Source organism: Streptomyces xanthophaeus, from assembly GCF_030440515.1.
Taxonomy (GTDB): domain Bacteria; phylum Actinomycetota; class Actinomycetes; order Streptomycetales; family Streptomycetaceae; genus Streptomyces; species Streptomyces kutzneri.
In genome coordinates this window covers 3,583,963-3,602,902 of the sequence record NZ_CP076543.1, presented here as the reverse complement: position 1 = coordinate 3,602,902, position 18,940 = coordinate 3,583,963, and the positions used below count along the sequence as shown (strand labels likewise).

The window sequence follows — 18,940 nt, the reverse complement described above, 5'->3', positions numbered from 1 at the left end:
TCCCGTCGCCGTTGGGGCGGGGTTCTTCTTCGGCGCCCGCCGCGCATGCGGCGTACGGCTACAGCAGGTGAAGCGCGCACGATGACCGTCCTTTCCTGTCGCGATGTGACCAAGAGATTCCGAAAGCACTCCGTGCTGGACGGCGTCAGCCTGAGCCTGGAGGCCGGCGAGATCGTCGGCCTCCTGGGCCTCAACGGCGCCGGCAAGACCACGCTCATGCGTCTGATCACCGGGCTCGCGCTGCCCACCTCCGGCGACATCCGCCTGTTCGGCGAGCCGCTGCCGATGCGACCCGCGCAGCTCGCCCGGATCGGCGCCGCCCTCGACGCGCCGTCCTTCCCCCGCTGGCTCACGGGCCGTGCGGTCCTGCGCATGCTGCTCGAAAGCACGGGACGCCCCGACGGCAGCCGGACCCGAGCCGTGCTCGAACGCGTGGGTCTCACCCATGCCGCCGACAAGCGGGTCGGGACCTACTCCCAGGGAATGAGGCAGCGGCTCGCTCTCGCCTCGGCCCTGCTGAAGAAGCCGGACCTCCTCATCCTCGACGAACCCACCAACGGCCTCGACCCGGAGGGCCTGCGGATGGTCCGCCGCGTCATCGCCGAGGAATCGGCCCGAGGTGCCACCGTTCTCGTCTCCAGCCACCAGCTGGACGAGATCCAGCGCATCTGCCACCGCGTCATCATGGTGGCCGACGGTCAAGTGGCTGCCGCCGGAACCCTGGAGCAGCTCGGCTACGACCCCGCCGGCGGACCCGACGCCTTCGAGGACTGGTTCTTCGGACTGGTCGGTCACCGCGGCGGAGGTGCCCGATGAGGCCCTTGATCCTCGGGGAGTACCGCCGGCTGTGCCGCCACCCCCTGGCGATGACCCTCGCCGTCCTCTTCGCACTCGGATCCCTCTACTGCGCTCTCGGCAGCCAGAGTGCCGCGTCGGAAAGCCTCGCGAACGTCCGCCACAACATCGAGGACGTCGCCCAGGGGTGCGAGACCACCCTGAACACCCCCGCGCAGAAGGCCGCCTGCCTCAAGACCGTCCCCTACGAACTCAAGACCCTGCGGCGGTACGAGGCGTCCTTCACCGCGAACGGCCGCCGCGCGGCCCACGCACAACACCCCGTGGCCGCGCTGGCCTGGACCACGAAGCTCGCGACATCCATCCCGGGACTGGTGCTGGTCGTCCTGGTGGCGGCGTTCTTCGTCGCGGGTGAATGGAGCCGGGGCAGCATCGTCGCCCGCCTCCTCCACGAGGCGCGGCTCGGCCGCCTGCTGACCGCCAAAGCGGTCGCGGTCTGGATGTGGATGCTCACCCTGGTGGCCGCCTCGTCCGCCGTGACGGCGACCGTCGGCGTGCTCCACACCCGCTCCGCGTTCCCGCTGCCGTCCCCCGGACCGCCCGGCCGGGTCCTGGCCGAGACGGCCACCGTCCTGCTCGCGGGCGCCGCGGTCCTGGCGGGCGCGGTGGCCACCGCCGTGGCACTCGGGGCACTCATCCGCCTGCCGCTGCGTACCGCTCTCGTGGGCATCGTGCTCCTGCTGCTCGTGCTGCAGACCTCCCAGATCCCCGGAGTGGGTGCGTGGCTGCCCGGTGGAGCCCTCTCCGACCTGGTCGGATTCGGCGGAGTCGACAGCGTGTGGGATCACCTGTGGACGTCCACCGACCCGTCGACGGCCCCCGCCCTGCTCCGGGCCGTGCCGACGCTCGCGGGCATCGTCCTGCTGTGCGCCTTCCTGCACCACCGCTCCCGGACACGGGACCTGGTGTGAGCGCGACCGTCGCGGGACGGCGCCCGCGGTATCGCAAGGGAATCGTCTGGAAGGGCGAGTTCCGGGTCCTCCTGGTGCCTCCGGTGTACCTGACCGCCGTCCTGCTGATCGCGGCCACCGCAGCCGCAGGCGCCCTGAAATGGTGGGGCGGTGCGGCGTTCGGCGCCCAGCACCCCACGGTCGGGGCCCTCGTGGAGCCCGCGTCCGCGCTGCGCGCCGCGGCCTGGCAGTCGTCCACCCTCGGCGGGCTCCTCCTCGCCACGGTGATCGTGACGATCGGCGGGGCCCAGCTCATCGAGAGCGGAACATGGGGGGTGCTGCGGCTGTACGAGAACCGGAGCCACGTCCTCTACGCGCGCAGGCTCTGCGCGGCCGTCGTGTTCCTCGCCGCGGTGGAGCTGGTGAACGGCGTGACCCTGTGGATCGTCATGCGGGGGATGGCGGCCCTCCGGCCGACCCCGACCCGGCCGCCGACCGCCTTCGACACCGGCACGCCCGCCCTCGGCGTGGCCGACGCCGGATCGGCAGGCTGGGCCGAGGCACTCACCGCCACGGGCGGCGCCCTGCTGACGCAGACGCTGTACCTCTCCCTCGGGTGGTGTGCCGCGGCGCTGCTCCGCAACTCCATCGGAGCCCTGGCGCTGGGCATCGGCCCGTGGCTCGTGACCGCCCCGCTGCTGATCCTCCCGGTCGGCCCGTTCGTCCCCCACGCGTGGATCGCCAGTCTGATGTCCCTGCCGGGTGAGACCCAGTACCGCCTCTACTTCTGGGTCCAGGCGGCACCGGAACCCTCGCCCGCGGTCGCCGCGGCCCTGGTGGCCGGCTTCGCCGCGGCCGCCGCCTTCCTCGCCCAGCTCCTGCTCCGCTCGGAGCGCGTGCTCCGCCCCATCGACTGACTTCCGGCAGCTCCGACCGGGTCGCGAGGATCCGCGACACGGCCGGCGGCGCCGTGACGGTCAGGAGCCGGAGGCGCGGACCGAGCCGGTGGTCGGGCCGCTGGGGTCGCCCACGAAGCAGGTGACCTCACGGTCGCCGAGGAGCCAGCTGGCGGCCTGCGGGTAGTAGTAGTAGATCTCCAGCTTCTCCGAGACCTTGGGGTTGTTGCCCACGTACGAGGTGAGCGCGTTGCCGCTGCACTTCTCCTCGGCGCTCTTGGTGACCTTCTCCGTGCCCGGGTACGTTCCGGCGTCCAGGTTGAAGACCGCGTACGCCTCGCCCTTGTGCGGCTGGTTGCAGGGCACGATGCTCACCGAGCGGGCGGCCTGGGTGCCGTCCTCGTCGCCGTACTGGGCCAGATCGTCCTTCGTGTTGAAGCAGTCGCCCTTGCGGATCTCGGTCAGGCCGCTGGAGGCCGGGCCGGTCGCGGACGGGCCGCCGGAGACCGGGCCGGTGACCTGGCCGCCGGTGTCGCGCTTCTCCTTGGCGACGTCCTCGAGCGCTCCGGAGAGGCCGAGGGCCACGATGACGCCGATCAGCACGAGGCCCAGGCTGTTGACGACGATCGCCGCGATGGCGAGGCCCTTGCCCTTCTCACCGCGGGACTTGATCTGGGAGAGGGCGACGATGCCGAGGATGATCGGGATCAGCGGGAGCCCGCAGACGATCGCCATGACGAGCGCGACGATGGCCAGCGTGTTGGTCTTCTGCGGCTGCGGCGGGTACCAGCCCTGCGGTCCGGCGCCGTGCGGCATGGGACCGGGCTGCCCCGGCTGTCCGTACGGTCCGGGCTGTCCGTACGGGCCGGGGGACGTCGGAGGCTGCGGTGGTATGGACATGCGTGTGGAGCTCCTTGCTCAGAGGGTGAGACGCATCAAACGGTCCGGCAGTCGCAACGCACCGACGCATGCCTGCCCGTGGTCTTTACGCCGCCCCTACGCTACCTCCCGCCGCCGACAGCCCCGGGGGCGCCCGCCCCTGCCGTCATCCCGTCATCCCGCCCTCCTGACCGGCCCGTCGGGCGGCGGCCGTCGCGCGGTGCCGGCCGGGGTCGTCCCGGCCGATCTCCCCTGGACGCTCGGACATGTATCTGAGCGGGACGACCATTCTCCGTCCGGGCGCCGCCGGATTGACTGGTCACATGACGACGACGAAGAACGACACGACGAACAAGCCGATCCTGGTCCTGGGCAGCACCGGCAAGACGGGAAGCCGGGTGGCCGCGCAGCTGCGGCAGCGCGGTCACGAGGTCCGGGGCGCCTCCCGGAAGGGGCCGGTCGCCTTCGACTGGACCGACGAGAACACCTGGGAGCGGACGCTGGAGGGGGCCGGCGCGGCCTACCTGGTCGACTCGCAGCTCCCCGACGCCGCCGAGTCGATGCGCTCCTTCGCCAAGCTGGCCGTGGCCTCCGGTGTCGAGCGGCTGGTGCTGCTGTCCGCCCGCGACTGGGTGGTGCCGGAGGGCGAGGAGAAGCTCCCCTGCGAGCGAGCGGTCCGCGAGTCCGGAGCGCAGTGGACCATCATCAAGCCCTCCTGGTTCTTCCAGAACTTCAGCGAGGACCCGTTCATCGGGGGGCAGATCCAGGCCGGCGAGCTCGTGATGTCGACCGGGAGCGGCGTCGAGCCGTTCATCGACGCCGAGGACATCGCCGAGGTCGCCGTGGCCGCCCTCACCCGGGAGGGGCACGGCGGGCAGGCCTACGAGCTGTCCGGCCCGCGGCTGCTGAGCCTGGACTCCGTGGTCGGCGAGATCGCCCGGGCCACCGGCCGGGTGATCACCTACCGTCCGCTCCCGGCGGACGAGTTCGCCGCCTACGCCAAGGGGCAGGGCGTGCCGGAGGAGTTCGTCGGCCTGCTGAACCTGCTCTACGGCTGGATCGCCGAGGGCCGCTTCGCCACCCTCGCCGACGGTGTGCAGCGGGTGCTCGGCCGCGAGCCCCGAGACTTCGCCGACTACGTGCGGGCCACCGCCGTGTCCGGTGTGTGGGGCGGTGGCAATGGCGGTGGCGGTCGCGTGGAGCGTCCGTGAAGAACGGCTCCAAGGGCTGGTCGGAGTGGGTTACCGCTACGTAAATTACCGGCGGTAACACTCGTGCCGAGCCAAGGAGTGCGCCGTGGGAGCCGAGCTGAGGCCGGTCCGGGCCGTAGAACCGGTCGAACCCGTCAAGACCGTGATCGACGGAGTGGTCCGCGAGGTACGGGTGCCCGCGCTGGCGGGCCCTCCGGACCGCGGATCCCTCGGGGACCTCCCCTTCGTCAACGCCTGGGAGGCCCCCGGCGAGGCGGTGCTCGCCCGCAAGGACCAGGACGGCGTCTGGCACGACGTCACGGCCGCACAGTTCGCGGCCGAGGTGCTCGCCGTGGCCAAGGGCCTGATCGCCGAAGGGCTCCGGGAGGGCGACCGGCTCGCCATCATGGCCCGTACGACCTACGAGTGGACCCTGCTCGACTTCGCCGGCTGGGCCGCAGGCCTGGTCACCGTACCGATCTACCCGACCTCCTCCGCCCTCCAGGCGCGCTGGATCATCCAGGACTCCGGGGCCGTGGCCTGCGCCGTCGAGGACACCGCGCAGGCCCGGCTCATCAGCGCCGAACGCGGCAACCTGCCCTGGCTGACCCACCTGTGGGAATTCGACACCGGCGCCGTGGCCCGGCTGGTCAAGGCCGGGGAACGCATCCCGGACGCCGTGGTCCACAACCGGCGGGCCGCCCGCACCCCGGACTCCGTCGCCACCCTCATCTACACCTCCGGCACCACCGGGCAGCCCAAGGGATGCGTGATCACCCACGCCAACTTCTTCGCCCAGGTGGACAACGCGGTGGAGCTGCTGCACCCCGTCTTCAGGTCCGTCAGCAAGGACCCCGCCTCCACCCTGCTGTTCCTGCCGCTCAGCCACGTCTTCGGGCGGATGGTCGCCGTCGGCTGCATGCGGGCCCGCGTCAAGCTCGGGCACGCCCCCAGCATCCGTACCGAGGACCTCCTCGCCGACCTCGCCGGCTTCCGGCCCACCTTCCTCCTGGCCATCCCCTACGTACTGGAGAAGGTCTACAACACCGCCCGGGCCACCGCCGAGAAGATGGGCCGGGCCTCCTCCTTCGACCGGGCCGCCCGCATCGCGCAGCGCTTCGCCGAAACCGCCGAGGCCAGGACCCCCGGGCCCGTGCTGCGCCTCGCCCGGTCCCTCTACGACCCGCTCGTCTACCGGCGCATCCGGGCCGCGCTCGGCGGCCGCGTCCGCTACGTCCTGAGCGGCGGATCACCGCTGGGCCGGCGGCTCGCCGCCTTCTACACCGGCGCCGGCATCGAGGTCTTCGAGGGCTACGGGCTGACGGAGACCACCGGCGCGAGCACCGTGACCCCGCCGCTGCGGCCCCGCCTCGGCACGGTCGGCTGGCCGCTGCCGGGCACGGCCGTACGCATCGCGGACGACGGGGAGGTGCTGCTGGGCGGCCGCCACGTCTTCGCCGGCTACTGGAACGCCGCGCACGCGGCCCCGTACGGGAGCTGGCTGGCCACCGGCGACATCGGCGAGCTCGACGCCGACGGGTACCTCACCATCACCGGCCGCAAGAAGGACCTGATCATCACCTCCGGCGGCAAGAACGTGGCCCCGGCACCGCTGGAGGACTGGCTGCGGGCCCATCCGCTGGTCGGCCAGTGCATGGTGATCGGCGACAACCGGCCCTACATCACCGCGCTGATCACCCTGGAACCCGACGGGCTGCAGCACTGGCGCCAGATGCACAAGAAGCAGAACGTGCCGATGCGCGAGCTGGTGCGGGACGAGGAACTGCGGGCGGACCTCCAGCGGGCGGTGGACGACGCGAACCAGCTGGTCTCACGGGCCGAGTCGATCCGGCGCTTCGCCGTCCTGCCCGGCGACTTCACCGAGGCGCGCGGCCACCTGACCCCGTCGCTGAAGCTCAGGCGGGGCGCGATCGCCCGGGACTACGCGGACCGGATCCAGGAGCTGTACCGGGGGCCTCGGGAGGCCTGAGCGGCGTCCGCCGGCGCCCCGGCCGGCGCCGGGCGGCGGGGACCGGGGAGCCGGTCTATGGTGGGCAGATGGGTCCGGGGGGCCGCCCGAGGAGGGCGCAGTGCACCGTTCCCGAGTCCGTAGGGCCATAGCCGCGGGCGTGGCCGCCGGAGCGATGCTCCTGGCCTCGCTGGGGGTGGCCCCGGCGACCGCGCCCACCTCCGCGCCCACGCCGACCCCGGCACCCACCGGGGGCGACGACCCCCTGGCGCGGTTCCACGCCCAGCACGTCCGCTGGGGCGACTGCCCCGAGAAGCCCGTCCCCGCCGAGATGCGGTGCGCCGTCGTGGAGGTCCCGCTCGACTACGCGGCCCCGGGCAAGGGCACGGTCAAAGTGGCCCTGGGCCGGATCCCGGCCACCGAACCGGACCGGCGCATCGGCTCGCTCCTGATCAACTTCGGCGGCCCCGGCGCCTCCGGCGTGGCCGGCCTCGCCGCCGATCCCAAGCTCTTCGCCGACCTCGGCGAACGCTACGACCTGATCGGCTTCGACCCGCGCGGCGTGGGCCACAGCGACCCGGTCTCCTGCGGCGGCGCCCAGCAGGCCGCAGAAGACCCGAACGCCGACATGGCCGCGGCGCTGGCCACCCTGCGGGACGAGGTCAAGCGCTGCGAGGTCAACTCCGGCCCGGTCCTCGCGCACATGGGAACCGTCGACGTCGCCCGCGACATGGACGTGATGCGCCGCGTCCTCGGCGACGACAAGCTCAACTTCCTCGGCTTCTCCTACGGGAGCCGGCTCGGCGCCGTGTACGCGGCCCTGTTCCCGCGTGCCACCGGCCGCATGGTCCTCGACGGCGTCGACACCCTCACCGAATCGCTGACCGAGCAGGCGCTCGTATCGGCCCGCGGCCAGCAGCAGGCCCTGGACAACTTCCTGACCTGGTGCGCCCACCAGACCGACTGCGTCTACGGGACGAACACCCGTACCGCCAGGGAGAAGGTGGCCGCCCTGGTGGAGCGGCTCGACACGGAACCGCTGGTCGGCCACGACGGCATACCGGTGAGCGGCCTGATCGCCACCTTCGCGATCGGGCAGGCCCTGTACTCACGGAGCACGTGGCCCGCGCTCGCCAAGGCGCTGGCGCAGGCCGAGCGCAATCACGATCCGGCCGGGCTGCTGGCCCTGGTCGGCCTGACGGAGTCGCCGGAGCCGAGCGACCCGCCTGAGCCGAGCGACCCGCCGGACCCGAGCGCCCCGGCGCAGGCCGACGGATCCGATCCGGTGCCCGCCGACAACCTCGCCGCCGCCCTCGCCGCCGTGACCTGCGCCGACGATCCGGACCGGTCGATCGACAAGGCCACCCCGGCCGAGCTGGAGAAGGAGATCAACGAACTGGCGGAGGAATTCCTCCAGGTCTCGAAGGTGTTCGGGGTGGCGCAGCTGCTGTCCGTGCTCACCTGCTACGGACGGCCCCCCGGTACCGACTTCATCCGGAAGATCGACCACCCCGGGGCACCGCCGATGCTGCTCGTCGGCACCCGCGGCGACCCGGCGACGCCCTACGAGTGGACGGAGGAGACGGCCGAGAGGCTGGGCTCGGCGGTGATCGTGGACCACAAGGGCGACGGGCACACCGGCTACGGGAGCTCGCGCTGCGTGGCGCAGTACGTCGACGACTTCCTCCTCTACGGGCGGCTGCCGTCCGGGACCCGGTCCTGCCCCGCCGGAGAGTGAACCGGCAGGGACGGCCCCGACCCGGCGGCAACCCGGCCCGTCCGTTCAGCAGTTGGCGTGCGTCGGACGCCCCGCGAAGCGGTCCGCCAGCCAGTTCCCGGCCGCCAGGGAGTGCGTGATCACGCCGCTGACGTGCTCACCGACCCACACGGTGTCGAACTCGACGTTCGCGCCCCGCGCGCACCAGTCGGAGCGCAGCCGGCGCCCCACCCCGTACGGGATCAACTCGTCGGCGAGCGCGTGGTACTGGTACACCGGCGCGGCCGGGGCCGTCCCCCCGAGCCGGCTGCGGTTCAGCGCCGCCTGCCAGTCCGGCCGGGCCAGCGGGTCGCGCGTGGTGAGGTCGGAGATCCGCTTGAAGGAGCCGGCGATCGAGTCGATCGCCACGCAGTTCTCCTTCATCCCGGCGACCAGGGCCTTGCCCGCCGGGTTGAGGTAGGAGTCCAGGTCCAGCTCCGGGAAGGCCGCGTCCTGCCCGGCGGCCGCCATGAAGATGAGCCCGGACCCGTAGGAGCCGTCGTTGAACTCGGCCACCTTCAGCAGGTCCCCGGGGACACCGCCGGTCGCCGTCCCCTTGACCTGGAGCTCAGGGGCGTACGAGCCCTGCAGCTCGGCGGCCCAGCTGCTGGCTTGGCCGCCCTGGGAGTAGCCCATGATGCCGACCGGGCCGGTGGCCGACAGCCCCGCCCCGGGCAGCCGCTGGGCGGCGCGCGCCGCGTCGAGGACGGCGTGCCCGGCGGAAGGCCCGACGGTGTAGGTGTGGACGCCCGGGGTGCCGAGCCCCTCGTAGTCGGTGACCACCACGGCCCAGCCGCGCAGGGTGAGCTGCTGGATGAGGTTGGCCTCCATGGCGGTGCCGTGGGGGAAGTTGTCGCTCGGCGCGCACGAGTCGCCCATCCCGACCGTGCCCACGGCGTACGTGATCAGCGGGCGCGGGCCGGTGCGGCCGTCCTGCGGGACGATGACGGTGCCCGAGACGATGTTCGGGGCCCCGTCGGCCGTCGTCGAGCGGTAGTGGATCTTCCAGGCCTTGGTGCCGGTGGGCTGGCCGGGCAGCGGGCGGAAGGCGGAGGGGGCGCTGCTGACCACATCGCCCGGGGCGGCTGCGGCCGCGGCGGTGGCGCCAGCCGTGGCGCTCGCGGTGGCCGTGGGGACCGCCGCTGAGGCGGCGAGTGCGGCCAGGGCGGACACGGTGGCGAGAGGGGTGCTTCGGAAACGCATGGGCGGCTCTCCCAGGGGGATCGTTCCGTGCGGGGTAGGTGAGGCGAAGGTAGTGACCGACCGGTAGGGAGGTCGCTGACCGTGCAGCTCAGCTTTCCTGACCCGGCCTCACACGCCCCGTCGCCACGGGCGCCGGACGCGGTCCCGACGCGATCCGGTAGGCCCCCGGCGTCGTACCCGTCCAGCGGCGGAAGGCGCGGTGGAAAGCCGTGTCCTCCGAGAACCCCAGCCGCGCCGCGAGCTCCGCGATCGGCTCACCGCTCTCCGCCAGGCCCGCGATCGCCGCGTCCCGCCGCACGTGGTCCTTCAGCTGCTGGAAGGACGTCCCCTCCTGCCGGAGCCGGCGCCGCAGCGTCGCCGGGGACACCGCGAGGCCCGCCGCCACCTCACCGAGCGCGGGCAGCCGCGGTGACATGCGCAGCCGCTGCGTCAGGGTGCGGCGTACCTGCTCCGCGACCGTGGTCCCGTACTCCGGACGCGACAGCAGGTCGAAGGGGGCCCGGCGGAGCATCGCGTCGAGCGCGCCCTCGTCCCGCACGAGCGGAGCGGTCAGCCAGCGCGCGTCGAAGGCCGCACCCGTACGGTCCTGCCCGAAGTGCACCGGACAGTCGAAGAGCAGCTCGTACTCCTCCCTGTGCGCCGGCGGGGGATAGCGGAAGGCGGCGTGCGCGAGCGGGATCCGCCGCCCCACCAGCCAGCTGCTCAGCCGGTGCCAGATCGCGAGCACGCACTCGGTGAGGAACCGGTCCTCGTCCCGCGCGAAGTCGTTGCGGACGGTGAACCTGGCCTCCGCGCCCACGACTTCGAGCGCCAGCTCCGGCCCGCCGGGAAAAAGCCCGTAGAAGGCGGCGGCGCGCTCCATGGCCGCGCCCAGATCGTGGCAGCCGAGCGAGGCGTGACACATCATCGCGAAGGTGCCGGGGCGGCTCGGGACCTGGCTCAGGGCGAGGAACTCGTCCTGCGTGGTCCGGTACAGCGCCCGGAAGAGCCGGGCGAACTGGGCGGGCGTGACCCGCGCCCGGTCGTCGCCCAGCAGCAGCGGCGGGATCTGCGCCTCCTGCAGCAGAGGCACGGTGTCGACGCCGTTGCGGCGGGCCCCCGCGAGCAGGGCACGTACGTGGTGCACGGTGACCGTCCGCCTCGCCATGGATCCGACGGTAGCCCGGATGGGCTCCGGATGGACCCCGGATGAGCGCTCGGGTCAGCGGGGGTGACGCTTCCGGTCATGCCGCGGCGGCGGTCCGGCTGCCTAGCGTCGGAGGGGTCGGAGGTCACCAACCCGCGGGAGGGCATGCGATGGACGGTCGGCCGAGCACGCTGGCGGTGTTCACCCAGTGGACCGAGGAGCGGTACGGGCCGGAACCGGCCCTGCGGTTCCGGTCACCGGAAGGCGGATGGCACACCCGCACGTACGCGGAACTCGGCACGGAGGTACGGGCCGTGGGCTGCGCCCTCCTCGGCCTGGGCGTGGCCGCCGGAGAACGGGTCGCCGTACTCGCGGAGACACGGCCCCGGTGGACGTACACGCACCTCGGGCTGCTGGCGGCGGGCGCGGTCCTCGTACCGGTGTACCCGACGGCGGGGGAGGAGGAGCTCGCCTGGGTCCTGGCGGACTCGGAGGCGGTGGTCGTGGTCTGCGACGACGGGCGGCAGGCGGCCCGCGTCGAGGAGCTGCGGCCGAAACTGCCCGCGCTGCGGGCGGTGGTGCTGATGGACGAACTGCCGGCCCTGCCCGGCGCGGCGGCGGAGGCCGAACTGCTGGCCCGGGCCGCGGCCGTGACCCCCGGAGCGGACGCGTCGATCGTCTACACCTCGGGCACGACCGGCCCGCCGAAGGGCTGTCGCCTCACCCACGGGAACCTGGGCGCGATCCAGGACGCCACCCTCCCGCTGATCAAGGGCGGCCCGGGCGACTCGACGTACCTGTACCTCCCGCTCGCGCACATGCTGGCCCAGCTGATCCAGTACACGACCCTCACCGAGGGCGGAGAGCTGTGCTACTTCGGCGGGCGGATCGAGAACGTGCTCGCGGAGCTGGCCGAGGTCGCCCCGACCCATCTGCCGTCCGTACCGAGGCTGTTCGAGAAGCTGCACTCCGTGGTGCTCTCGCTCGCGGAGTCGCAGGAGGGCGGCCGGGAACGCTTCGAGACGGCGGTACGGGTGGGCGTGCTGGCGGCGGACGGACGGCTGCCGGAGGAACTCCGGGCGCAGCACGAGGCGGCCGAGAAGTCGCTGTACTCCCCGGTCCGCGCGGCCCTCGGCGGCCGGCTCCGGTGGGCCCTCACCGGCGGCGCCCCGATCGCCCCGGCGACGCTGGACTTCCTGCGGGCCTGCGGGATCTCCGTGTACGAGGGGTACGGGATGACGGAGTCGGGCGGCGTCATCTCCGTCAACCATCCGGCGGCGGTGCGCCACGGGACGGTGGGCCGCCCGATCGCGGGCTGCGAGGTGCGGATCGCGGAGGACGGCGAGGTGCTGGCGCGCGGGGCGATGGTGTTCCCGGGCTACCACGCGAACGAGGCCGCGACCGCCGAGGCGCTGGACCCCGAGGGCTGGCTCCACACCGGCGACCTGGGCGAACTGGACGAGGACGGCTACCTTCGCATCACCGGCCGCAAGAAGGAGCTGATCATCACCTCGGCCGGGAAGAACATCACCCCGACGGAGGTCGAATTCGCCGTCCAGCGCTCCCGTTACGTCTCCCGCGCGGTCCTGATCGGAGACCGCCGTCCGTACGCGGTCGCCCTGATCACCCTGGACGCGGAGGAGATCACGGCCTGGGCGGCACGCGAGACCCTCGACCTGGGCCCCACCCCCACCACGCATCCGGCGGTCCGCGCCCTCGTCGAGGCGGCGGTCACGGAGGCCAACACCACGGTCTCCCGCCCGTCCCGTATCCGCGCCTTCCACATCCTCCCGGAGGACTTCACCCCCCAGGCGGGCACCCTGACGCCGTCCCTGAAACTCCGCCGGGGCGTGGTGGCGGAACGCTACGCGCGGGAGATCGCGGGGCTGTACGGGGAATGAGGCGGGGGCGGGGTCGGGGTGGGGGTCGGGGTCGGGGTGGGCGGGAGTTGGCCGGGCGGGGTCGGGAGGGTGGGGCGGGGGTGGGGTAGTCGGGATCTGCTCGGTCGGCATCAGAGTGGCGTATGGGGGTTTCCCGTCAGTCCCATCGTCCCTCCGTGTCGGGCCGGTCCCTCAAGGGCGCTCCTCCTTCGTCGTCGCGTCGCTTCGCGATGTCGCTGCGCTCCACCCTTGACCGACCGTCCCGCCCCGGAGAAACGAAAGACTGCCGGGAAGCCCCCAAAGGAACGGGCCGGGCGACAAGAGACCACCGGGGCGGCCAGAGAAGCGCGACCCGGTCGGGCGCAAAGGGCCACCTCCGAGAGACGGGGCCCATGGCAGACCAGGGCCGTGTCGGGGGAGGCGCGCCCGATCGCTACGCGCTCCTCATTTCTTAGCGTCGCCAGACCGTCCTGGGCTGGACATAGGCCGCCCATTCCTCGCAGGTGCCCCTCATGGGGGGCGTCTGCCGGCCGGCTGGGGTGAGGAGGGGTGGGACTGCGGCTATGTCGTCGTGGGTGCGGGTCAGTGCGGGTGGGCGGCCAGAAAGGCCGACAGATTGCCCTAATTGCCCCTATCTGTCCGTGAGTTTGGGGGTGATGCGACCGTTGACCCGGTTCTACGACGGAATGGCCGAGGTCTCAGCCCCTGGTGGCCGTCGGTCGCGGTCAGGGGGAGGCGTGTAGCGATCTGGGGCGGCTTATGTCCAGCCCCGGACGGTCGTCGGGCGCTGAGACGTCGGGAGCGCGTAGCGATGGGGTGCGCTTCCCCCGACGCGGCAGGTCGCTCCTATGGGCCCCGTCTCTCGGACGTGGCTCTTCACGCCCGACCCACCCGAGGTCTCTGATGTGCCCGTCCTCATCCTTGAACACCCGGCTCGTTCCTTTGGGGGTTTCCCGGCTGTCTTCGTATGTCCGGGGCGGGACGGTCGGTCAAGGGTGGCCGGAGGCCATCGCGGAGCGACGCGACGAAGGAGCGCCCTTGAGGGACCGGCCCGAACCGGAGAGACGATGAGACTGACGGGAAACCCCCATACGCCTCTCTGATTCCGATCGAGTGGCTCCCGCCTACCGAAGCCCCCGCCGCACCTCCCGACCCCGCCCGCCCCCCGCGTCGCCTCCCGTCCCCGTGGGTATTCGCCACCCGAGGGACCTAGGGGCCGAGGGGGCGGGGCGTGTGCGTGGTGGTGGGCGGGTGTTGGGGCGGGCGGCTGCCGGGGTCGGGGTGGTGGTGACCCTGGCTTTCGCCGGGTGGCTGACGTGGCTGCTGCCCGGGCCGCAGATGGCCGCCGTGCTCGGGTTCGGGCCCGTCGACGGGGTCGTATCCATCCAGGAGTGCTACGAGGCGAGCGACGCCGAGGGCTATGCGACGGGTACCGACTGCGCCGGCCGGTACACCCCCCGGCGGTCGGACGGGCCGCCCCGCGACATCGTCCTGGACACGGCCGCCGACGACTACCGGCCCGGCACCCAGGTGGAGGTCAGGACGGCTCGGGGGCGGGCGTACGAACTGTCGGGCGGCGCGGTGTTCCGCTTCGGCACCGTCATCGGCCTGCTGCTCCTGCCGTTCCTGGTCCTGGCGGCCTGGCTGTTCGCCTGCGCGCGCCAGGGCAGGGTGGCGGACGGCGAGGGCTACGTCTTCGCGGCCCTGGCCGGTCTGGTCATCGCCATCGTGCCGGCCGCCGTCGCCGGAGTCCTGGTCGAGATCGGCATGCTGATCTTCTGACCGCCGTTTCTGCGTCCCTTCGCCGGGGGAGGGGGCGGTCGTCGATACGACCGAACCGATCGCGATCGACGCGACCGGCCGCGTGGCCGGGAGCGTGGGCTCCTCCCGGACCTGGCCGGTCCGGTGGCGGGGCGTCGTCTGGCACTGACGGCCGCCGCCCCGCGCTCCGGCGCGCGCCCCGTCCGGCCGCTAGCTCTCGGCGGCCGGGCGGTAGGTGCACACGTGCACACCGGCCGGGCTGATCGCCGTGGAGACCAGTTCGAGCGTGCGCAGCACGCCGTCGGCAGGGAAGACCGACTTGCCGCCGCCGAGCAGCACCGGCATGACCATCAACCGGAGTTCGTCGAACAGGCCCTCGCCCAGCAGGGTGCGTACGAGGGTGGGGCTGCCCATGACCACCAGGTCGCCGCCCTCGGCCCCGTGCAGCTCCCGGATCCGGGCGACGGCCTTGTCGCCGGCGATGCGCGTGGTGTTGTTCCACGACAGATCCGCCTCGCCCAGGGTCTGGGACACCACGTACTTGGGGATGGAGTTCATCCGGTCGGCGAACGGGTCGCCCGCCCGCCCGGGCCACGCGGCGGCCATCGTCTGCCACGTACGGCGCCCGAACAGCAGGGCCTCGGCGTTCTCCATCGCCTCGGTGAAGGAGCCGCCCACCACCTCCGGGTCGAAGAACGGGTGCGACCAGCCGCCGTGGGCGAAGCCGTCGTCGTCGTCCTCGCCCTGACCGCCCGGGGCCTGCACGACGCCGTCCAGGCTGATGAATTCGGTGATGACGATGCGCATGGGGGTCGTTCCTCCGCCTCGGTCCGGTGTGTACGCAAAGGAGACCGCCGCGCTCCCCGGAACTCATCGCACCCGACCGACTCGGTCAGGTGACCTGAGTCACATCATCGGCGGCCCCTGGGGCACCGTATTGGGCCATGGCGGGTTCCGTGGTCATCTTCGGTCTCCGGCCCGGCCGACGGGAGATGGTAGAAATGGGCTGTCATGGGGGTGATTCGGGCGACGTGTTCGGGCGTCTGTCCAATCGGCCATGAGACCCGGGTGAAGCCGAGACGAATGGTGCGTCACATCTCCCGGAGGGACGGCGAGTCGGCGGCGAATACCTGATAGACAGTGGATATTCACGGCTCGACCAGCCGCATGCAATTGACGGCTCCTTGGGGGGATCGCCGCACTGTGAAGCCGCTTCACCGCCACCTCGTCAACACCTCGCGCAAGGTCCTGTGCACGGCCGCGCTCGCGGCCAGCCTGACCACCGCCGCGGTCGTGACCAGTCCGGGGACCGCCGACGCGGGAGAGTCCGAGCCCACTCCGGACAGTCCGCAGGCCGCCGACCGCGGTGACGCCCGGCTGGATCTGCCCGACATCGTCGCCGACCCGCCGCCCACCGGGGTGGGCGCGCCGGAGGCGGCCAGCGGGATACCCGCGACCGCCCTCGACGCCTATCACCGTGCCGAGTTGTCGGTGGGCGCCGCGCTCCCGGGCTGCAAGCTGCCCTGGCAGCTGCTCGCGGGCATCGGCCGGGTGGAGTCCGTCCACGCCTCGGGCTACGGGCTCAAGGCGGACGGCTACACCGAGAAGCCCATCCGCGGCCCCCGCCTCGACGGCAACGGCTTCGCGGAGATCCGCGACACGGACAAGGGCGAGTGGGACGCGGACGCGGTGTACGACCGTGCCGTCGGCCCGATGCAGTTCATCCCGTCCACCTGGCGTACCTGGGGCGCCGACGGCAACGGCGACTCCAAGCGCGATCCGAACAACATCTACGACGCGGCCCTGGGCGCGGGTCTCTACCTGTGCGCCGGCGACCGCGACCTGTCGAACGCGGCCAAGCTCGACCAGGCGATCCTCAGCTACAACAACTCCCGCGAGTACGTGAACACCGTGCTCGGCTACATGCGCCAGTACCAGGCCGGTGGCGTCGGCGAGGTGCCGAACCCGCCCGTCGGGGACTACCCCACGCAGCCGCCGGGCACCCTGCCCACCCCGCGCGTGCCGGTCACGCCGTCGACTCCGGTGACGCCCACGCCGACCCCGACCCCGACGCCGACCCCCACGCCCAAGCCGACCCCTACCCCGACCCCCACTCCGACCCCCACGCCGGAGCAGCCGAAGCCGGCCACGCCGCGCCTGGCGGAGCTGGCGGTCCTCGGCGGTCCCGGCCTCTCGGCCGAGGCCGGTGCGGCCTTCGCGGAGGTCCCGAAGGTCAAGGTGCTCCTCAGCGACGGCAAGCCCGCCGTCAACCAGGAGGTCGTCTTCGCGGTCGAGGAGGACACCACCGGCGGCACCCTCTTCGGGACGGCGGACTCCCTGGTGGTCAAGGCGGGCGCCGACGGCATCGCCGCCGCGCCCGGACTGAAGGCGGGTCCCAAGGCGGGCACCTTCACGCTGCGGGCCGCGGCCTACGACCCGCAGGGCCGGTTCACCGTGAAATTCGAGGGCAAGGTCACGGTGACGGTCGCGGACCGGCTGGCCCGTGCGGGTGACGCGAAGCCGCTGGAGGCGGTCGCCGGCAAGAGCTTCACCGGCGTGGAGGTCTTCGCCACCGCCGCCGGGAAGGCCGTCGCGGGTACGGAGACCGTGGCCGACCTGGTCGTGAAGGACGCGGACGGCAAGTGGGTCCCGGCGGACCCGGAGACCGCGAAGGGCCCGTTCTTCAAGGACGAGGCCGGCAAGCCGGTCCTCGGCCGGCTGCTGGCCAGGACGGGCGCCGACGGCAAGATCGTCCTGCCGGAGCTGTTCACCACGGACGTGGCCCCGGGCACCTACTTCGTGCGCCTGACGACCAAGGAGAAGGTGACCCTGGTCCTGGAGCTCAAGATCACGGCTCCGGCCACGACCACTACCCCGGCCCCGGCTCCCGCGAAGGAGCCGGCCCGCCCCTGAGGCCGTACGCCAGTGGCCCCCGGCACCGTTTCCACGGTGCCGGGGGCCACTGCGTCGCTCCCCCCGCCCCGCCCAGGGGGAGGGGGGAAAGGCAGGAGCCCTGCCGGGTCTGCTCGCGCAGAGGGGACAGGGCTCCTTGGGTACTGCTTTTCCAACCCGCGATTTAGGTTGGCCCAGGCGACTAGGCCGGGGTGACGTTCTCCGCCTGCGGGCCCTTCGGACCCTGCGTGACGTCGAAGTTCACCGTCTGGTTCTCCTCGAGGGAGCGGAAGCCAGAGGCGTTGATCGCGGAGTAGTGGACGAAGACATCCGGGCCGCCGCCGTCCTGGGCGATGAAGCCGAAGCCCTTTTCAGCGTTGAACCACTTCACGGTTCCGGTAGCCATGAGCCCTCCTATGGGCCAAAGGGTCGCCCTGCTCCAGAACCTGCTAAGAAGTCTGAAAACTACAAAAGCCTGCGGGTCACATTCTCCGCAGGCCTCGTACTGCAAGGGAAACCAAACTGCAACTTGCGTCGAGCCTAGCACGCACCCTGCGGCCGAGACCAGAGGGAAAGATCACGTCACCCGGACGTTTGAGACCCGCCGCAAGGCTGACGCAGACCCGGGGGCTAGTCTCGCGATGTGGACGTCTATCGCAGCCGGCCCCGCGTCGGCCACATTCAGTTCCTGAACTGCCTGCCCCTCTACTGGGGGCTGGCCAGAACCGGCACTCTGCTGGACCTGGAGCTGACCAAGGACTCCCCCGAGAAGCTCAGTGAGCGCCTCGTCCAGGGGGACCTGGACATCGCCCCGATCACCCTCGTGGAGTTCCTCCGAAACGCCGACCAGCTCGTCGCCTTCCCCGACATCGCCGTCGGCTGCGACGGTCCGGTGATGTCCTGCGTGATCGTCTCGCAGGTCCCCCTGGAGCAGCTCGACGGAGCCCGCGTCGCACTCGGCTCCACCTCCCGTACGTCCGTACGCCTCGCCCAGCTGCTGCTTTCCGAGCAGTACGGCGTACGGCCCGACTACTACACCTGCCCGCCCGACCTGAGCGTGATGATGCAGGAGGCGGACGCGGCCGTACTGATCGGGGACGCCGCGCTGCGGGCCTCCCTGCACGACGCGCCCCGGCTCGGGCTGACCGTGCACGACCTCGGGCACATGTGGAAGGAGTGGACCGGACTGCCGTTCGTCTTCGCCGTCTGGGCCGCCCGCAAGGACTACCTCGCCCGGGAGCCCGCCGTCGTGCGGGAGGTCCACGAGGCCTTCCTCTCCTCCCGGGACGTCTCCCTGGAAGAGGTCACCAAGGTCGCCGAGCAGGCGGCCCGCTGGGAGGCCTTCGACGCGGAGCTGCTGGAGCGGTACTTCACGACACTCGACTTCCGCTTCGGTCCCGAGCAGCTGGCCGGCGTACGTGAATTCGCACGCCGTACGGGATCGACGACCGGGTATCCCGCGGATGTCTCCGTGGAGCTGCTGAGCACGGTGGTCCAGGAGTGCTGACCGGGTTTGCCCGGCGGTAGTCCGAAGGGCGGACGGGCGCATGTGAGGTTTACCGGGAATTCCCGCCCTTTTTGCATTTCCCGCCCTGGGGCGGAAATACAAAAGGGTGACTGCGCCCCTTCCCCCGCCCCGCCCG

The 18,940-nt window shown here is 72.2% G+C and carries 15 protein-coding genes; 10 read left to right on the top strand and 5 right to left on the bottom strand.

Annotated features, from left to right (window positions below; translation table 11 throughout):
• The first annotated feature begins 105 nt into the window (after positions 1–105).
• The 3 genes from KO717_RS15635 to KO717_RS15625 are packed head-to-tail and all read left to right on the top strand — an operon-like array spanning position 106 to position 2,662.
• Entirely contained in the window at positions 106–816 is a 711-nt protein-coding gene (locus KO717_RS15635) for an ABC transporter ATP-binding protein (RefSeq protein ID WP_301368046.1), read from the top strand.
• Positions 813–1,766 (top strand): hypothetical protein, encoded by a 954-nt coding sequence (locus tag KO717_RS15630; protein ID WP_301368045.1) that lies wholly within the window; start codon positions 813–815, stop codon positions 1,764–1,766. The genes KO717_RS15635 and KO717_RS15630 overlap by 4 nt, the downstream gene beginning before the upstream one ends.
• The gene (locus KO717_RS15625) at positions 1,763–2,662 is read left to right on the top strand and encodes a hypothetical protein (protein WP_301368044.1); all 900 of its coding nucleotides are present in this window, start codon (positions 1,763–1,765) and stop codon (positions 2,660–2,662) included. Before KO717_RS15630 ends, KO717_RS15625 begins: the two co-directional genes overlap by 4 nt.
• Before the next feature lie 60 nt (positions 2,663–2,722).
• On the opposite strand, the gene KO717_RS15620 is transcribed toward KO717_RS15625, so the two are convergent.
• The gene (locus KO717_RS15620) at positions 2,723–3,541 is read right to left on the bottom strand and encodes a DUF4190 domain-containing protein (RefSeq protein ID WP_301368043.1); all 819 of its coding nucleotides are present in this window, start codon (positions 3,539–3,541) and stop codon (positions 2,723–2,725) included.
• A gap of 302 nt (positions 3,542–3,843) precedes the next feature.
• On the opposite strand from KO717_RS15620, the gene KO717_RS15615 reads away from it, so the two are divergent.
• The 3 genes from KO717_RS15615 (at position 3,844) to KO717_RS15605 (ending at position 8,417) form a co-directional block, all read left to right on the top strand.
• A complete protein-coding gene (locus KO717_RS15615) occupies positions 3,844–4,731 on the top strand; it encodes an NAD(P)H-binding protein (protein ID WP_301368042.1) in 888 nt (295 codons plus the stop codon).
• Between the two features lie 97 nt (positions 4,732–4,828).
• The gene (locus KO717_RS15610) at positions 4,829–6,700 is read left to right on the top strand and encodes an AMP-dependent synthetase/ligase (protein WP_301374544.1); all 1,872 of its coding nucleotides are present in this window, start codon (positions 4,829–4,831) and stop codon (positions 6,698–6,700) included.
• 100 nt (positions 6,701–6,800) lie between these two features.
• Entirely contained in the window at positions 6,801–8,417 is a 1,617-nt protein-coding gene (locus tag KO717_RS15605) for an alpha/beta hydrolase (protein ID WP_301368041.1), read from the top strand.
• 45 nt (positions 8,418–8,462) lie between these two features.
• On the opposite strand, the gene KO717_RS15600 is transcribed toward KO717_RS15605, so the two are convergent.
• Positions 8,463–9,638: a lipase family protein gene (locus tag KO717_RS15600; RefSeq protein WP_301368040.1), complete on the bottom strand. Its 1,176-nt coding sequence runs from the start codon at positions 9,636–9,638 to the stop codon at positions 8,463–8,465.
• 88 nt (positions 9,639–9,726) lie between these two features.
• Positions 9,727–10,785, bottom strand: coding sequence for an AraC family transcriptional regulator (locus KO717_RS15595; RefSeq protein WP_301368039.1), 1,059 nt, complete (start codon positions 10,783–10,785; stop codon positions 9,727–9,729).
• A 149-nt stretch (positions 10,786–10,934) separates the two neighbouring features.
• Here KO717_RS15595 and KO717_RS15590 point away from each other — a divergent pair, with 149 nt between their 5' ends.
• Both KO717_RS15590 and KO717_RS15585 read left to right on the top strand, forming a co-directional pair.
• The gene (locus KO717_RS15590) at positions 10,935–12,665 is read left to right on the top strand and encodes an AMP-dependent synthetase/ligase (protein ID WP_301368038.1); all 1,731 of its coding nucleotides are present in this window, start codon (positions 10,935–10,937) and stop codon (positions 12,663–12,665) included.
• Between the two features lie 1,263 nt (positions 12,666–13,928).
• Positions 13,929–14,426, top strand: a complete 498-nt coding sequence (locus KO717_RS15585; RefSeq protein WP_301368037.1) for a hypothetical protein — start codon at positions 13,929–13,931, stop codon at positions 14,424–14,426.
• Between the two features lie 189 nt (positions 14,427–14,615).
• Here the strand turns inward: KO717_RS15585 and KO717_RS15580 are convergent, their stop codons facing one another.
• Positions 14,616–15,212 (bottom strand): dihydrofolate reductase family protein, encoded by a 597-nt coding sequence (locus tag KO717_RS15580; RefSeq protein ID WP_301368036.1) that lies wholly within the window; start codon positions 15,210–15,212, stop codon positions 14,616–14,618.
• Positions 15,213–15,608: 396 nt separating this feature from the next.
• Here KO717_RS15580 and KO717_RS15575 point away from each other — a divergent pair, with 396 nt between their 5' ends.
• Positions 15,609–17,318: a lytic transglycosylase domain-containing protein gene (locus tag KO717_RS15575; protein ID WP_301368035.1), complete on the top strand. Its 1,710-nt coding sequence runs from the start codon at positions 15,609–15,611 to the stop codon at positions 17,316–17,318.
• A 181-nt stretch (positions 17,319–17,499) separates the two neighbouring features.
• On the opposite strand, the gene KO717_RS15570 is transcribed toward KO717_RS15575, so the two are convergent.
• Positions 17,500–17,703, bottom strand: a complete 204-nt coding sequence (locus tag KO717_RS15570; protein WP_030012116.1) for a cold-shock protein — start codon at positions 17,701–17,703, stop codon at positions 17,500–17,502.
• 237 nt (positions 17,704–17,940) lie between these two features.
• Between KO717_RS15570 and KO717_RS15565 the strand changes: the two genes are divergently transcribed.
• Positions 17,941–18,804: a menaquinone biosynthetic enzyme MqnA/MqnD family protein gene (locus tag KO717_RS15565; RefSeq protein WP_301368034.1), complete on the top strand. Its 864-nt coding sequence runs from the start codon at positions 17,941–17,943 to the stop codon at positions 18,802–18,804.
• Positions 18,805–18,940: the final 136 nt, after the last annotated feature.

What these genes read in the sequence shown, in the direction of transcription:
- KO717_RS15630 (WP_301368045.1), top strand. Translation starts at nt 813, where the DNA reads ATGAGGCCCTTGATCCTCGGGGAGTACCGCCGGCTGTGCCGCCACCCC.
- KO717_RS15620 (WP_301368043.1), bottom strand. Translation starts at nt 3,541, where the DNA reads ATGTCCATACCACCGCAGCCTCCGACGTCCCCCGGCCCGTACGGACAG.
- KO717_RS15615 (WP_301368042.1), top strand. Translation starts at nt 3,844, where the DNA reads ATGACGACGACGAAGAACGACACGACGAACAAGCCGATCCTGGTCCTG.
- KO717_RS15600 (WP_301368040.1), bottom strand. Translation starts at nt 9,638, where the DNA reads ATGCGTTTCCGAAGCACCCCTCTCGCCACCGTGTCCGCCCTGGCCGCA.
- KO717_RS15595 (WP_301368039.1), bottom strand. Translation starts at nt 10,785, where the DNA reads ATGGCGAGGCGGACGGTCACCGTGCACCACGTACGTGCCCTGCTCGCG.
- KO717_RS15590 (WP_301368038.1), top strand. Translation starts at nt 10,935, where the DNA reads ATGGACGGTCGGCCGAGCACGCTGGCGGTGTTCACCCAGTGGACCGAG.
- KO717_RS15580 (WP_301368036.1), bottom strand. Translation starts at nt 15,212, where the DNA reads ATGCGCATCGTCATCACCGAATTCATCAGCCTGGACGGCGTCGTGCAG.
- KO717_RS15570 (WP_030012116.1), bottom strand. Translation starts at nt 17,703, where the DNA reads ATGGCTACCGGAACCGTGAAGTGGTTCAACGCTGAAAAGGGCTTCGGC.